Origin of the sequence: Streptomyces sp. NPDC100445 (assembly GCF_044759735.1) — a bacterium.
Classification (GTDB): Bacteria; Actinomycetota; Actinomycetes; order Streptomycetales; family Streptomycetaceae; genus Streptomyces.
Map to the genome: position 1 here is coordinate 24,923 of NZ_JBIVZV010000015.1, position 16,833 is coordinate 41,755.

A 16,833-nucleotide genomic window follows, 5' to 3' on the forward strand; every position below is an offset into this window, starting at 1 on the left:
TCCCGTCATGACGTAGCCCTGGACGTCTTCGGGCACCTCGCGCAGCCGGGTCACGTAGTCGTGGTGGACGATGCCGGTGAACACGCCGATGTCCTGGCCGCGGGCGGACAGCGGGTCGATGCCGGCCCGCTCCATGGCCTCCCAGGAGGTTTCCAGCAACAGCCGCTGCTGCGGGTCCATGGCGAGGGCCTCGCGCGGGGAGATCCCGAAGAGTCCGGCGTCGAACCGGGCGGCGTCGTGCAGGAAGCCGCCGGCGCGGGTGTAGCTGGTGCCGGGGTGGGCCGGGTCGGGGTGGTAGAGCCGGTCGGTGTCCCAGTCGCGGTCGGTGGGGAAGGCGGAGATGGCGTCACGCCGGTCCATGACGAGCTGCCACAGCTCCTCTGGGCTGTCGACGCCACCGGGCAGCCGGCTGCTCATGGCGATGATGGCGACGGGTTCGTCCGGGTCGGCGGTGCTCCGGCGGGTGACGGCGGCCGGTTCCGGGCGGGCGCCGAGGAGTTCGCCGCGCAGGTGGTCGGCGAGCCGGGCCGGGGTGGGGTGGTCGAAGACCAGGCTGCTGGGCAGGCTGACGCCGGTGAAGTCGTGCAGCCGGTTGCGGAGTTTGACGGCGGTGAGCGAGTCGAAGCCGAGGTTCTTGAACGGCTGGTCCTCGTCGAAGCCGTCGCTGTCCTGGTGGCCGAGCACGACGGCCGCGCTCTCCCGGACGAGGTCCAGCAGGACCCGGCGCTGCTCCGCGACGGCGAGACCGGTCAGCCGGGCGGCCAACCCCTCCTCCCCGGCGGACGGTTCACGGCGGACGACACGCCGGGCGGGGGCGGCACCGCGAGTGCCGGGGTGAGGGCTTACGACGGCAGATGCGGTGCCCTGCGTGTCTTCGGTGCCCTCGGTGCCTTCCGCGATCCCGGTGTTCCCGGTTTCCCCGGTGCTCTTCGTACGCGTGAACGTCATGGGGCCGAGCAGGGCCACCGGCCGCCCGTCGGAGTCGGCCAGCTCCACCAGGTGTCCGCCATCGGCGAGGGTGACGCGGACCCGTAGTTCGGTGGCGCCCTCCGCGTACACGGCGAGGGTGGCGCACTCGCCCGGCGAGCCGGCGGACGCGTCACCGTGGGCGGTCTCGGCGGCGAGCCGCAGGGCCGTGTCCAGGAGTACCGGGTGCAGGGCGAAGTCGGTCGCTTCCTCGGCGAGGTCGTCCGGCAGCGCGATGTCGGCGAGGACCTCGCCGGACTGTCGCCACAGGCCGCGCACCCCGGGCACGGCACTGGCCTCGGCGGGCTCCGCGGGCCAGGCGCGCAGGTCGGACGCGTGCTGCGGGACGCCGGGTACGAGGGTGGCGTGGGCGTGCCGCAGCCACGGCTCACCCGCCCGGCCGGCCGGGCGGCTGTGCACGGTGACGTCACGCCGGCCGTCGGGGCCGGGAGCGTCCACGAAGACGCGCAGCTGGAGGTGCCCGTGCGCGGGGACGACCAGGGGGGCGTCGACGGTGATCCGGTCGGCGGTGCCGCCGCCGGCCTCGTCACCGGCCCGGACCAGGAGGTCCAGCAGCACGGCCACCGGAACGGTGGTGTCCTCGTCGGTGCGCACGCCGGGAAACCGGCCGGGGCCGCGCCCGGACAGCCGCCCGGTGAGGACGACGCCGGTGCCGCCGTGGGTGCCGGGGACCTCCACGACGCCGCCCAGCAGCGGGTGGCCGGCGGCCCGGGCGCCGAGCGCCTCGGCGTCGGTGGGGGCGTCGCCGCGCACCCAGTACCGCTGGTGCTGGAAGGCGTACGTGGGCAGGTCGGGTCCGACGGCCGGTGCGGGGCGGCCGAGGACGGCGGTCCAGTCGACGGGCACGCCCCGTACGTGCAGTTCGGCGAGCGCGGCACGGACGGCGGTGTCCTCGGGGGTGTCCCGGCGCAGCGTGGTGACACAGCCCCGGCTGTCCGGTCCGAGTGTGCCGAGGGCCATGGCGCTGAGGACTCCGCCGGGACCCAGTTCGAGGTGGGTGACGGCGCCCTGGTCGCGCAGGGTCGTGACGGCGTCGGCGAACCGTACGGCGTGCCGGGCCTGGTCCACCCAGTAGTCGGGGGTGGCGAGCAGCCTGTCCGTGGCGAGCGCGCCGGTCAGCGTGGAGACGATCGGCACGGTGGCCGGCCGGTAGCGGAGCCGGGCGGCCACGGCGCGCAGTTCGTCGAGCACCGGTTCCATCAGCGCGGAGTGGAAGGCGTGGCTGACAGGGAGCCGCCGGGTGCGGTGGCCGTCCTGGGCGAGGCGTCCGGCGACCGCCTGAACGGCGTCCTCGGCGCCCGACAGGACCAGTGCCCGTGGGCCGTTGACCGCCGAGACGCCGACGACGCCGGGTGCCCGGGCGAGCAGGGGTGCCACCTCGGCCTCGGTGGCCTCGACGGCGGTCATCGCCCCGCCCTCGGGCAGGGCCTGCATCAGCCTGCCGCGTGCGGCGACGAGTTCACCGGCGTCCGCCAGGTCCAGGATGCCGGCCGCGTGGGCCGCGGCGATCTCACCGACCGAGTGGCCGGCGAGCAGGCCGGGCCGTACGCCCCAGGAGGTGAACAGCCGGAACAGCGCGGTCTCCAGGGCGAACAGCGCGGCCTGGGTGTAGAGGGTCTGGTCGAGCAGTGCGGCCTGTTCGGTGCCCGGCTCGGCGAACACCACGTCCTTCAGGGGGTGGGCGAGTGCGTCCAGGTGCCGTTCCACGGCCGCGCAGGCGGCGTCGAAGGCGTCGCGGAACACCGGTTGGGCGGCGGCGAGTTCGCGGCCCATCCCGGGCCACTGACTGCCCTGCCCGGTGAACAGGAAGGCGAGTTCTCCGTCGGCCGGGCGGCCCATGACGGTGTCCGTGCCGGTGGTGCCGTCGGCGAGCGCGCGCAGGGCGGCGACGAGGCGCTGCCGGTCGGCCGCAACGACGACGGCGCGGTGGTCGAGGTGGGCGCGGGCCGTGGCGAGCGCGTGGGCCGTGGCGGGGAGCGGTGTCCCGGTCCGGTCCGTGAGCCAGTCCGCGAGCCGGCCGGCCTGTCCACGCAGACCGGCGGGGGTGCGGGCGGAGACCGGGAAGAGATGGGGGCCGCCGGCGGTCTCGTCCGCGGGCGGCGCCTGGCCGGCCGGGGCGCCGGAGGAGCCGTCCGTGGCCGTGTCCGGTGCCTGGACGGGCGGGGCGCCGGAGGAGCCGTCCGCGGCCGTGTCCGGTGCCGGCGCCGGTGCGTCCTGCGCCTGTTCCAGGACCACGTGGGCGTTGGTGCCGCCGATGCCGAAGGCGGAGACGCCGGCGCGGCGCGGGCGGCCGGTCTCCGGCCAGGCGCGGGCCTCGGTGAGGACCTCCACCGCGCCCGCCGACCAGTCGACGTGGCGGGACGGCCGGTCGACGTGCAGGGTGCGGGGCAGCAGGCCGTGCCGCATCGCCATGACCGTCTTGATGACGCCGGCGACGCCGGCCGCCGCCTGCGTGTGGCCGAGGTTGGACTTCACCGAGCCGATCCACAGCGGCTCCTCGCGGTCCTGCCCGTAGGTGGCGAGGAGGGCCTGCGCCTCGATCGGGTCGCCGAGGACCGTGCCCGTGCCGTGCGCCTCCACGGCGTCCACCTCGGACACCGAGAGACCGGCGTTCGCCAGCGCCTTGCGGATCACCCGCTGCTGCGAGGGCCCGTTGGGGGCGGTCAGTCCGTTGGAGGCGCCGTCCTGGTTGACCGCGCTGCCCCGGAGCACCGCCAGCACCCGGTGGCCCTGCCGCTGCGCCTCGGACAGCCGCTCGACCAGGAGTACGCCCGCGCCCTCGGACCAGCCGGTGCCGTCCGCGCCGTCCGCGAAGGCCTTGCAGCGGCCGTCGGGGGCCAGGCCGCGCTGCCGGGAGAACTCGACGAACGTCTCGACGTTGCCCATCACCATCACCCCGCCGGCGAGCGCCATGGAGCACTCGCCGTTGCGCAGGGCCTGGGCCGCCAGGTGCAGGGCGACCAGCGATGAGGAGCAGGCCGTGTCGACGGTGACGGCCGGTCCCTCGAAGCCGAAGTGGTAGGCGACGCGGCCCGACACTACGCTGCCGGAGCCGCCGGTGAGGCGGAACCCCTCGGCGTCGGCCGAGTGGTGCATCCGCACGGTGTAGTCGTGACTGTTGACGCCGACGAAGACCCCGATGTCCCGGCCGCCGAGCCCGGTCGGATCGATCGCGGCGCGTTCGAACGCCTCCCAGGACGTCTCCAGCAGCAACCGCTGCTGCGGGTCCATGGCGAGGGCCTCGTTCGGGGAGATGCCGAAGAACGCGGCGTCGAAGCCGGGCGCGTCGTCGAGGAACGCGCCGTGCCGCACGTAGGTCGTGCCGGCCTTGTCCGGATCGGTGTCGTACAGCCGGTCGATGTCCCAGCCCCGGTCGTCGGGGAACTCCGTGACGGCGTCGACCCCGTCGGCGACGACCCGCCACAGGTCCTCGGGACTGTGCACCCCGGCGGGGAAGCGGCAGGCCATCGCGACGATCGCGATCGGCTCGTCGGGCGCGGCGGGACCCACTGCGGGCGCGAGCACGGCGGACGCGGAGGCTGTGTCGCCGGCGAGCCGGGTGCGCAGGTGCTCGGCGAGCACGACGGGCTTGGGATAGTCGAAGACGACGGCCGACGGCAGGGTGAGCCCGGTGGCCGTCGCCAGCCGGTTCCGCAGCTCCACCGCGGTCAGCGAGTCGAACCCGGCGTCCTTGAAGGCCCGGTCGGCGCGGACGGCGTCGGCGGTGCCGTGCCCGAGCACGTCGGCGGCGTTGCGCCGGACCAGGTCCAGCAGCAGTGCCCGCTGGGCGGCCTCGTCCAGCCGGCCGACACGCTCGCGCAGGCTGCCCTCGTCCGCGGCGCCGGCGCGGGCCAGTGCGCGGGGTGCGGGGGCGAGGCCCCGCAGCAGGGGCGCCACGGGCGCGGTGCGGGCCGCGACGCGCAGCGCGGGCAGGTCCAGTTTCGCCGCCACCAGTGCGGGGGGCAGCCCGGTGCCGGGGCGCAGGGCGAGGTCCAGCAGTGCCATGCCCTCGGCCTCGGACAGCGCGGCCATGCCGAGCCGCCGGTTGCGGTTGAGGTCGGCGGCGCCGAGGTGCCGGGTCATGCCGCTGGCCCGCTCCCAGTGGCCCCAGGCGAGCGAGACGCCGGGCAGCCCCTGTTCCCGGCGGCGCGCGGCGAGCGCGTCCAGGCAGGCGTTGGCGGCGGCGTAGTTGGCCTGCCCGGGGTTGCCGAACACGTGGGCGGCCGAGGAGAACAGCACGAACGCCGCGAGGTCCAGGTCCCGCGTCAGTTCGTCGAGCAGCAGGGCCGCGTCCAGCTTCGGCCGCAGTACGGTGTCGAGCCGCGCCGGGGTCAGCGCGGTGACCACGCCGTCGTCCAGGACACCGGCGGTGTGCAGGACGGCGGTCAGCGGGTGTGCGGCGGGCACCGCGTCCAGGACGGCCGCCAGCTGGGCCCGGTCGGCGGTGTCGCAGGCGGCGAGCGTGACGGTGGCGCCGAGCGCGGTCAGCTCCTCGGACAGGGCGGGGGCGCCGTCCGCCGCGGGCCCACGCCTGCTGAGCAGCAGCAGCCGGCGGACGCCGTGGTCCGTGACCAGGTGTCGCGCGGTCAACGCGCCCAGGGTGCCGGTGCCGCCGGTGACGAGGACCGTCCCCTCGGGGTCCAGCGCACGGCCCGGCCGGGTCGTCTCCCCCTGGTCCGCCGGTACGCCGGCCCGGACCAGCCGGGGCACCTCAGCCCCCGTGACTCCCCGAGCCGCCTCCGCCCGGAGCCGTACCCGCGGTTCGCCGCAGGCCAGCAGGCCGGGCAGCACGGAGCGGATCAGCGCGTCGGCGTCCGGATGGTCACCTGTCCCCTCGACCTCGACCTCGACGAGCGTGATCCGGCCGGGGTGCTCGGACTGGGCGGAGCGCATCAGCCCCCGGACCGCGGCTGCGGAGAGGTCCGTGCAGGCGCCGACGGACGCCACGACCAGCCGGGCCGCCTCCGGTGCGGGATCCGCCAGCCAGGCCTGGAGTACGGCGAGCGCGGCGACGAGCGCCGCCCGTGGATCACCGCCCGCCCGTTCGGCCGCGTACAGCAGGACATCGGCGTCGCCAGCCCCCGCCGTGACGTCCCGCGCGGTCCGTACGGTGACGACGGACGGTGACCCGTCACCCGCCGGAAGCGGCAGCTCCGTCCAGTCGACGCGGAACAGCGCGTCCTCGGTGAGGGCTTCGGCGAGCCCTGCGCGCGCCGGGTCGAACGGCTCGGGCAGCACCGCGTCGACGTCGAGCACCGGCCGTCCCGCGGGGTCGGTCAGCTCCAGCCCGGTGCCCTCCCCCACCGACCGCACCGTCACGGCGGTCGCGCCGGACGCGCGCAGCCTTACCCCGCGCCAGGTGGCGGCCACGGTGCCGGCGGGCAGCACCGTCCGCACGGCCGCGTCGAGCAGGGCGGGGTGCACGCCGTACCGGCCCGCGTCGCCCGCACCCTCGTCGAGGCCCACCTCGGTGCCGGGCCCGGCGGCCGGCCGGTCGTCGTCCTCCTCCGGCGCGGCGGGGGCCAGCGTGCCGCGCGCGTGCCGCGTCCAGACGGCGTCCGGTCCGGAGCCCTCCGCCCGCGAGTAGACCTCGACCGTACGCCGTCCCGTGCCGTCCGCCTCGCCCACGACGGTCTGCACGGCCCGGCCACCGCGCGCCGGCAGGACCACGGGCCGCTCGACGGTCAGCTCGGCCACGACCGGTGCCCCGGCCTCGTCACCGAGCCGGACGGCCAGCTCGACCAGTGCCGTGTTCGGCACCACGACGGTGTCGGCGCCCACGAGGTACTCGGCCAGCCAGGGTTGGGCGCGCGTCGACCAGCGCGAGGTCGTCATGAACCCACCGGAGTCGGGCCGTCCGACGACCGCGCCGAGGAGCGGGTGATCGGCGCGGGCCTGCCCGAGGGAGGCCACGTCCGCCGCCGGAGCGGGCTTCAACCAGTAGTGCCGGTGGTCGAAGGCGTACGTCGGCAACTCCACGTCGGCGACTCCGGCGCCCTCGGGCAGCACACCGGTCCAGTCGACCGCCACACCCCGGACGAACACCTCGGCCATCGACGCCAACAGCCGCCGCAAGCCGCCGTCCTCACGGCGCAGGGAGCCGGTGACCACCGCCTCGGCCCCCGCCTCGTCCACGATCTCGTTCACCGGCTGCACCAGAACGGGGTGGGCGCTGGACTCGATGAAGGCGGTATGCCCCTCAGTGAGGAGGGTGGCGACGGCAGGCCCGAAGCGGACCTGATTGCGCAGGTTGCGGTACCAGTACCCGCCGTCCAGGACACCCGCCTCACGCACCCACCCACCAGTCACCGTGGAGAAGAACGGCACCACCGGCGCCCGACTCACGATGTCCGCGAAAGCCTCCGCCAACGACCGCTCTATCGCCTCCACATGACGGGTGTGCGAGGCGTAATCCACCGCGACCCGACGCACCCGCACCCCGCCCGCCTCCAGCACGGCCAACGCCTCGTCCAGGGCTTCGGCGTCGCCCGCGATCACCACCGAGGACGGACTGTTGACGGCCGCCACCTCCACCCGGCCTGCCCACGCGGTGATCCGCTCAGTGGCTTCCGTCTCCGACAGGGCCACGGAGGCCATACCGCCCCGGCCCGCCAACTCCCCCGCGATCACCCGACTGCGCACCGCGACGATCCGGGCCGCGTCCTCCAACGACAGCGCACCCGCCACACAGGCGGCGGCGATCTCCCCCTGCGAGTGACCGACCACCGCGTCCGGGACCACACCCACCGACGCCCACACCGCCGCCAGGGCCACATTCACGGCGAAGCTCGCCGGCTGCACCACGTCCACCCGTGTCAGCAGGTCGACTTCACCGCGCAGCACGGCCTTCAGGTCCCAGTCCACCCACGGCTCCAGAGCCCGGGCACACTCCCCCACCCGCTCCGCGAACACCGGTGAGGACTCCATGAGCTCCTGGCCCATGCCCAGCCACTGCGAACCCTGACCGGGAAAGACCAGCACCGTCCGCCCCGCAACAGCCGTACCGCCGGTCACCACCCCGGCAGCAGACTCTCCCCGGGACAGCGCACCCAGCCCCGCCACCGCCTCCGCACGCGAACCCGCAACCACCACCGCACGCTCCGACAGCACCGCACGCCGGGTGACGAGGGCGGTGGCGATCTCCGTGAGCGACGCGCCGGTGTCCGCCGTGAACGCGGCGAGGCGCTCCGCCTGTCCGGAAAGCGCGCCGTCGGAGGCCGCCGACACCACCAGCGGCACCGGGCCGTCGGCCTGGATCGCTGCTTCGGCGGGCGGTTCGTCCGGTGCCTGTTCCAGGATCACGTGGGCGTTGGTGCCGCTCACGCCGAAGGAGGACACACCGGCACGGCGGGGGCGGCCGGTCTCGGGCCAGTCGTGGGCCTCGGTGAGGAGTTCGACGGCGCCCGCCGACCAGTCGACCTGGGAGGAGGGGGCGTCGACGTGCAGCGTGGCCGGGAGGACACCGCGGCGCAGCGCCTGGACCGTCTTGATGACACCGGCGACCCCGGCGGCGGCCTGGGTGTGTCCGATGTTGGACTTCAACGAACCGAGCCACAGCGGACGTTCACGGTCCTGGCCGTAGGTGGCGAGGAGGGCCTGTGCCTCGATTGGGTCGCCGAGAACGGTGCCCGTGCCGTGGCCCTCGACGGCGTCGACGTCGGCCGGGGTGAGGCCCGCGTCGGCCAGTGCCTTGCGGATCACCCGTTGCTGCGACGGGCCGCTCGGCGCGGTGAGGCCGTTGGAGGCGCCGTCCTGGTTGACCGCGCTGCCCCGGACCACCGCGAGCACCCGGTGCCCGTTGCGGCGGGCTTCGGACAGGCGCTCCAGGACGAGGACGCCCGCGCCCTCGGACCAGCCGGTGCCGTCTGCGGCCTCCGCGTACGACTTGCAGCGGCCGTCGGCGGCCAGGGCGCGTTGCCGGGAGAACTCCACGAAGGTGCCCGGTGTCGCCATGACGGTCGCGCCGCCGGCCAGGGCCATGGAGCACTCCCCGCGGCGCAGCGCCTGGGCGGCGAGGTGCAGGGCGACGAGGGAGGAGGAGCAGGCGGTGTCCACGGTCACCGCGGGGCCTTCGAGGCCGAGGACGTAGGCGACTCGCCCGCTGGCGACGCTGGTCGCGGTGCCGGTGGTCACGAAGCCTTCGAGTTCGGCGGGGAGTTCGCCGCCGGTGCCGTACTGCTGGCCCATCACGCCGGTGAACACGCCGACGTCGGTGCCCTTGAGGGAGGTCGGGTCGACACCGGCCCGTTCCAGGGCCTCCCAGGAGGTCTCCAGCAGGAGCCGCTGTTGGGGGTCCATGGCGAGGGCCTCGCGCGGCGAGATGCCGAAGAAACCGGCGTCGAACCGGCCGGCGTCCGGCAGGAAGCCGCCCCTGTCGACGTAGGAGGTGCCGGTCCTGAGCGGGTCCCGGTCGAAGAGGCCGTCCAGGTCCCAGCCCCGGTCGGCCGGGAATCCCGAGACGGCGTCGCGGCCCGAGACGAGCAGGTCCCACAGTTCGTCGGGGGTGTCGACCCCGCCGGGCAGCCGGCAGGCCATGCCGACGACGGCGACGGGCTCCTGCGGGTCGGCGGTGAAGGCCGGCCGCTCCCGGGTGTGGTCGTCCAGGCCGAGGACCGCGCGGCGCAGGTGGGCCGCCAGGTCGCGCGGGGTCGGGTGGTCGAAGGTGACGGTGGTGGGCAGCCGCAGGCCGGTCCGTGCGGTGAGCCGGTCGCGCAGGGCGACGACGGTGACCGAGGTCAGGCCGAGGTCGCGGAAGGCACGGTCGGCGGGGAGCCGGGTGGCCTCCGGTCCGTGCAGGACGGCGGCGGCCTGTTCCCGGACCAGGTCTTCGAGGTGGGCGGACTGGGCGCGGTCGTCGAGGCCGACCAGGTGGGTGCGCAGGGCGGCGGTGACGGCCGGGTCGGGCCGGGTCCGCCCGGTGGCCGGTCCGGTGAGCGCGCGGAGGAGGGCGGGCAGCGGCCCGGACGGGTCGGGCGGGGCGGGCCGGGGTGCGAGGAGGGCGGGGGCCCGGGAGGCGAGCAGGACGTCGAACGCGGCCGTCAGGTCGGCGAGTCGGGGCGCCCCCTCGTCCGTGGTGTCCCGGGGGCCGGTCCAGGCCAGGGTGGACGCGGTGGCGCCCCGTGTCCGGCGGGCGTGGGTGACCGCCTCGGTGCGGGCGTCGCGGACGGCCCGGTCCGGGTCGCCGGGTGCGCCCAGGGTGTCGGAGCCGTCGGTGACGGTGACGAACTCGGCGGTGAAGTCGGCGAGTTCGTCGAGGGCGTGGGCCAGGTCGGGGTCGCCGGTGGTGTGCACCACCGCGGTGACCGGGTGCTGTACGTCGGCCAGGGCGTGGTGCGGGCCGGGGCCGTCGGCGGTGACGCTGGTGGTGTGGGTGCCGGGCGGCCAGGCGTCCGGGTCGGTGGCGTCGGTGGTGCCGGGAGCGTGGACGAGCAGCAGGCGGCGGGCGCCGTGGACGTCGGCGAGGTGGTGGGCCAGCGTGGCGCCGACGGGGGTGTCGGTGCCGGTGACGACGACGGTGCCGGGGCGGGTGAGTGCGGGGGCGGGCCGGGGCCGGTCGTCCAGGGGTGTGGGCAGCAGCCGGGGTACCAGCAACTCGCCCCGGCGGACGGCGAGCTGGGGTTCCGCGCCGGTGAGGGCGGTGAGCAGCGTGTCCGGGTCCGGGTCGTCGGTGTCGAGGTCGATGACGGTGACCTGGTGGTGTCCGTCCGCCTGGAGGGAGCGTACGGCGGCCCACAGCGCGGCGCCGGCGGGATCGGGCGCGGTACCGCCGGCGGGTGTGGCCGACCGGGTGAGGACCACGAGCGGGGCGGGGGCGGCGCCCCCGGTGACGAGTTCGGTGAGGGCGCGGGCCGGTGCCGAGGGGTCGACGGCGGCCGTGGGCGGCGCCAGGACGGTCAGGGGCGCCTCGCCGCGTACCGCCGACGCCGGGTCGGGACGGAGGTCTGCGCGGATGCCGGCGGCGCCGAGCGCGGTGACGAGTCCGGCGGGGACCTCGCCGGCGAGGGCGCACGTGGCCGGGCGGGCGGTGGCGCGCCCGGGGGGCGCGGGGACCCAGGCGGCGGTGACCAGGGAGTCGTGGTGGCCGTCGGCGGTGTGGCGCGGCCAGTGGGACCGCGCGGTGAGCAGCCGGCGGACGATCTTCCCGGAGGCGGTGCGCGGGACGGCGGTGATCTCGTGGATCCGCTCGGGGATCTTGTAGGCGGAGAGCCGGGCGCGGCAGTGCGCGAGGAGGGCCGCCGTGTCCAGGCCGGCCGGCCCGGGCACCACCCACGCCACGGGGACCTCGCCCAGGGTGTCGTGGACGACGCCGGCGACCCCCGCGTCGGCGACGCCGGGCGCGCCGCGCAGGACCGCTTCGACCTCGTCGGGGTGGATGTTCTCGCCGCCCCGGATGATGAGGTCCTTGAGCCGGCCGCACACCGTGAAGTAGCCGGCCGCGTCGCGACGGGCGAGGTCGCCGGTGCGGAACCAGCCGTCGCGCAGGGCGGCCCGGGTCGCCTCGGGGCTGTTGTGGTAGCCCACCATGACGTTGGGGCCGCTGACCCAGACCTCGCCCTCCTGGCCGGTGGGCACGTCCTGTCCGGTGCCGGGGTCGACCAGGCGGACGTCCACGCCGGGGACGGGCAGGCCGCAGGAGCCCTCGACGCGGGCGCCGTCCGGCGGGTTCATGGTGATCGCGCCGCAGGTCTCGGTGCTGCCGTAGGCGTCGACCAGGGGGACGCCGAAGGTGTCCTCGAAGGAGCGGCGCAGCTCGGAGCCGGTGACGGCGCCACCGACGAGTCCGATGCGCAGGTCGGGCAGGGACAGGCCGGTGCGGCGGGCGGTGGCGACGAGATGGTGGTAGGTGGTGGGGACGCCGGCGAGGAAGGTGGCCTTCTCCTCGCGGAGCAGGTCCAGTACGTCGTCGGGTGAACCGCCGTCCGTGATGCGAGCGGTGGCGCCCACGGCGGTCACGGACAGGACGCAGGCGATGTGGGACAGGCTGTGGAAGAGGGGCAGCGGCCACAGCACCCGGTCGTCGGGTGTGAGGCCGGGGAGGGGCACGTAGCTGGCGGCGACCGACCACAGGCAGTTGCGCTGGGTGGACAGCACGCCCTTGGGGCGCCCGGTGGTGCCGGACGTGTAGAACATCCAGGCGACCTCGTCCAGCCCCAGGTCGTCGGGGGCGGGGGCGCCGGGATCGGTGGCCGCCAGCTCGTCGTAGGAGTGGGTGCCGGGCGGGACGGACGCGGTACCGGCCACCAGCACGGTCGTGCGGGGGGCGGTGGACGCCACCACCTGAAGAAACGTCACTGCACCGCTCGCTCCGGCGAGGGCGAACACCGCGCCGCTGTCGGCGAGAAGATGCTCCAGCTCGGCGGGGGCGGAGCGGGGGTTCACGGGGACACCGACGCCGCCGGCCCGCACGACCGCGAGATACCCCTCCACCATGGCGACGGAGTTGCCGAGGCAGAGCGCCACCCGGTCGCCGCGCCGCAGGCCGAGGCGGACGAGGTGCCCGGCGAGGTACCGGGTCCGCTCCTCCAGTGCGCCGTAGGTGACCGAGCGCCGGTCGTCGGCGAAGGCGGTCTTCCCGGGGGCGCGGGAAGCGTGCTGTCGGAGCGTGACCGCAAGCGGGGTGACCAGGTCGGGACGCACGCCTCGATCTCCTTCCACAGGGCGGCAGCGGTACCGGGGCAGCGGGTCGTGGGTGGTTGCCGGAGACGGTGGTGGCGGCTGCGCGACATCGGACAGCCGGTCGTCGTCCGGAACGACGGGAGCAGAACGTCCCGCGCCGCGCTGGTGCGCGGCGGTCAGGCGCCCGGTGGAGCGGGGGCGGTCGGGATCTCTCGTCCGGACCGGACCGGACCGGACCGGAGCGGACCGCACCGGATCGGACCCGACCGAATTGGCCCGGACCGGATTGGACCGGATCCCACCGGACCGGGGATTGACCGGACCGGTCGAACCGGTCGGACCGGATCAGGAACGGGTCCCGGGTCCGGTGCCGTGCGTCACGAGGCCGAGGGGCCCGTGACGGGACCCCGGTGGCCGAGGACGTGGTGCGGCGCGGTACCGGGGCCCGCGGGCCCGGTGTGATCCGAACGAGAGGCCCCGGGCCCCGCGCGTCGTTGCGCGGGGCGCCGCCGGGCCGCCGGAAGGAGTCGGAGGTGGTAGGGAGGGGGTGGGAGGCTGTACGAGCGGATGTGCGAGGGCGTTACCAGGTGACGGGCAGGCTCTTCAGGCCGAAGACGGACCCGCGCAGGCTCAGCGGGATCTCCTCGGCCGGGGTGGCCGCCCGCAGGTCCGGGAACGCCTCCAGCAGCGCGCGCAGCCCGGTGCGCAGTTCGAGGCGGGCCAGGTTCTGGCCGACGCACTGGTGGATGCCGTGGCCGAACGCCAGGTGTCCGGCGGTGTCGCGGTCGAGGTCGAGGTCGGCGGGGCAGCCGTACTTCTCCGGGTCGCGGTTGGCGGCCGGCAGGGAGACGGTGACGGTCTCCCCCTTCTTCACGGTCAGGCCGTCCAGCTCGACGTCCTCCAGCGCGGTGCGGAAGATCTCGTACTGGTTGACGGTGACGTAGCGGAGGATCTCCTCCACCGCCGCGTCGATCCGGCTCAGGTCGGCCCGGAGGGAGGCGAGTTGGGCGGGGTGGTGCAGCAGCGCCAGGACACCGACGCTGAGGGCGCTCTCCGTCGTCTCGTAGCCCGCGAAGAGCAACAGGGCGACCATGTTGCCGAGTTCCTCGTCGGACAGCTCGCCGGCGGCCAGCAGCCGGCTGATGATGTCGTCGCCGGGTTCCTTGCGCTTGCGCTCGATGGTCTCGGCGATGAGGGCGCCGACCTGCCCGTAGGCGGCCATCGCCTCCTCGGCGTCACCGTCCGGGTCGTGGGTGATGGCGGGCACGTCCTGGTACCGGTCGCGCTCCTCGTACGGCAGGCCGACCAGCTCGGACAGGATGCGCAGGACGAACGGCTTGGCGAAGGTGGCGAGCAGGTCGGCGGGGGCGCCGTGCTCGCGCACCACCTCGATCTGCTCGGCGGCCACCGCCTCCACGCGGGGCGCGAGTTCTGCGACGCCCCGGACGGTGAACTCCCGCGCCAGCATCCGGCGGAAGCGGGTGTGGTCCGGCGGGTCCATGTGGATGAACATGCCGGGCAGCGCCGCGAACTGCGGTACGGGGCCACCGTACTTGGTGACCGGGAAGTGGCCGATCTCCAGGCTGTGGCTGAACCGCGGGTCGCTGAGGACCTCCCGGGCGAGGCGGTGGCTGGTGGCGATCCAGCCCGTGTGGCCGTCGGGATAGGACATCCGCGCGAGCGGGCGTTCCGCCCGGAGCGAGTCGAAGATCGCGGGCGGGTCGAAGTGATGGGTGCGTGACCAGACTTCCTCGTAGGAGACCAACTCGCTCATGAGCACCTTCCCCACAGTGTGTGCGAACGTACCTGCCCGCGGAAGACCCGCGCCCCCACGGGTGCGCCCGCCCGCGTGAACGGTGAACGGTGGTGCCTCCAGGTCAGAGGGCCAGCTTGCGCAGCGTCTCGCGGGCGTCCGCCAACGACTTCTCCCCCAGCGGCCTCAGCTGCTCCATGGCGGGCACGATCGCCGCGAAGGTGAGTTCGGCGTGGATGAACTTCAGGTGGTCGGCGAGGCCGATGGCGCCGAGCACGGCCCGCAGGTACGGCTCCTGGTAGTCCCAGCCCTCGCGCGGGGTGCCGGGGGCGTAGGAGCCGCCGCGCGCGGTGACGACGATGACGTTCTTGCCGCTCAGCGCGCCGGACTCGGCACCCGGGAGGATCATGTGGGCCGGGCTGACCAGCCGGTCGATCCAGGCCTTGATCGACGACGGGATCGTGTAGTTGTACATCGGGACGCCGAGCACGATCGTGGTCGCCTCGTGGACCTCGGAGACGAGCGCCTCGGTGAGCGCCTGCTCCTCGGGGCCCACGCCGTGCAGGTCGCCGGTCGGGTCGAACAGCCACTCCCGCACCTCGTTGGTGATGTGCGGGACCGGCTCGGCACCGAGGTCGCGGTAGGTGTAGCCGGCGTCGGGGTGGTTCTGCCGCCACTGGGTGGCGAACTCGGCGGTGAGCCGCCGCGTCACGGACTCGCCGGAACGGATGCTCGCGTCGATGTGCAGAAGATGGGTCATGACATGACTCCCGGCCACTCGTTCGGCTGTTCCGGCAACCCGCCCGGTCCCTTCCGGCCGGCCTTCGCCGACGGACGGCACACCACGGTGAGGAGCGGTGCTTCCCTCGACCGGAGGCTACGGCCCCACCCCGCCGCGGCGGCATCCCTCAGGTTGGTAGGGCCGCCGGGGCCGGACCGGTGCGGGGCTGCCACCTGGTACGACGGCTCCACGCCTTCGGGTGGTCACACGGCCTGCCGGGCCCTGGGCGGGCGGATCTCCCGCGGGGAGTCGCCGCGTTCCTCCACCAGGATCCGGTTCCAGGAGCGGGCCAGTTCGACGCGGGAGGTCACGTCGAGCTTGCGGAAGATCTTCTTCAGGTGGAAGGCCACCGTGTGGGGCGAGATGTAGAGCTGGCTGCCGACGCGGCCATTGGTGAGTCCCTGGCTGACCAGCTCGGCCACCGCGAACTCGGTGTCGGTCAGCCGGCTGACCCGGGTCCGGCCGCGGGCCGGCCGGCCGCACCGGCCGTCGAGTTCCCGGATCCGGCTCTGCACCCGGGACAGGTCCCGGGTGGCGCCGGCCCCCAGGTAGGCGTCGGCCGCGCGCCGCAGCAGGTCGACCGCCCGGTCCCGCTCGGGCACGCGCACGGAGCGTATGCGGCTCGCGTCCTCGAGCGCGGACGCCCGGGCCCACGGGTCCAGGTGCCGTTCCGAGGCCGCCTCCAACGCGTCCGCGTCCCGCTCGTACAGGGCGGTGGCGTGCTCGGCGGCCGCCTGTACGCTCCTGAAGCTCCGGTTGACCAGGGCCAGTCCGCTCATGCGGCGGGCGGTTCCCTCGGCGAGGTCGTCGTCGCCGAGCCGCTGCCCGGCGCGCACCAGCCAGGAGGCCGCCGCCGGCTGGGAGACCAGCAGGTCGTCGGCGAGGACGTCGTCGTGGGCGATGCCCTTCAGCAGATGGGACACGCTCTCCAGGCCGTTGCGGGCCTCCAGCGCCTGGGCGGCGGCCCAGACGCACTGGCCCGGCATGAGGTTCTCCTGCCCGAGCAGTCCCGCGTCGCGCAGGTAGTTGGCGTACAACAGGCCGGTCGTCAGGTCGAGAGACCGCACCGAGCACACGGCCATGACCACGTGTCCCCGGGGCGGGAGACCGCGGCTCCCGGCCTGCTCGGCCAGCCGGAGCCCCGCCTCGGCCGCCACCGCCGCCTCGGCGGGTCTGCCCGCGGCGAGGTGGATCTCCGCCTGGCACAGGTGCAGCGCCGCCTGCACCTCCGCGCGCTGCGGCGGGTGGGGGGCGGTCGTGGCCGCGGCGATGAGACGGCCGGCCGGCCGCAGGCCCCGGACCCGTGTCAACAGCGTGGCGTACCAGATCCGGGCCTCCAGCGACGTGCTGCGACCGGCCCGTTCCCCCGAGGCCGGTTGCGACGCCGCGGCCGCTAACTCCATGCTTTCGCCAAGCCGTCCGTCGAGCCAGAACAGCGCGGATTGTGCAATGGAGCGGCCCGGTTCGGAAGTCGATTCCAGAAGAATTTGTTCGGAGATGACTGAATATCGCGGGGGCACTACTACCTCTGCCTTGTTATCGGGTGGCGTTCTGATCTCGTGGGGGTGTCGCTCTGACCCGTGGCCGCTTCTTCGAGGCCGCGCGGCGGGCGGCCCCCTGCCCTCCGCGGCGGCTCTTCGGGGACCCGCCCGGTGGAGCCGAAAGGTGTCCTGCGCCCGCTCGCGTCCGCCGTCCA

At 75.0% G+C, this 16,833-nt stretch carries 4 protein-coding genes (1 of these 4 running past the window's edge); all 4 read right to left on the reverse strand.

The window, feature by feature from the left end; translation table 11 throughout:
* Positions 1-12,624 carry the 5' portion of a type I polyketide synthase gene (locus ACIQVT_RS30180; protein WP_403761085.1) on the reverse strand. 4,434 nt of this gene lie to the left of the window's left edge, so the window shows 12,624 of its 17,058 coding nt (coding positions 1-12,624); its start codon is at positions 12,622-12,624; its stop codon lies beyond the left edge, outside the window.
* A 559-nt stretch (positions 12,625-13,183) separates the two neighbouring features.
* Complete coding sequence (locus ACIQVT_RS30185; protein WP_403761089.1) at positions 13,184-14,377, reverse strand: cytochrome P450; 1,194 nt, start codon at positions 14,375-14,377, stop codon at positions 13,184-13,186.
* Positions 14,378-14,480: 103 nt separating this feature from the next.
* Positions 14,481-15,116: an FMN-dependent NADH-azoreductase gene (locus ACIQVT_RS30190; RefSeq protein ID WP_403761092.1), complete on the reverse strand. Its 636-nt coding sequence runs from the start codon at positions 15,114-15,116 to the stop codon at positions 14,481-14,483.
* Between the two features lie 224 nt (positions 15,117-15,340).
* Positions 15,341-16,540, reverse strand: coding sequence for a LuxR C-terminal-related transcriptional regulator (locus tag ACIQVT_RS30195; protein WP_403761095.1), 1,200 nt, complete (start codon positions 16,538-16,540; stop codon positions 15,341-15,343).
* Between the last annotated feature and the right edge of the window lie 293 nt (positions 16,541-16,833).

Bases quoted from the DNA above. Each gene is read 5' to 3' on its own strand.
- ACIQVT_RS30185 (WP_403761089.1), bottom strand. From the start codon at position 14,377: ATGAGCGAGTTGGTCTCCTACGAGGAAGTCTGGTCACGCACCCATCAC.
- ACIQVT_RS30190 (WP_403761092.1), bottom strand. From the start codon at position 15,116: ATGACCCATCTTCTGCACATCGACGCGAGCATCCGTTCCGGCGAGTCC.
- ACIQVT_RS30195 (WP_403761095.1), bottom strand. From the start codon at position 16,540: ATGGAGTTAGCGGCCGCGGCGTCGCAACCGGCCTCGGGGGAACGGGCC.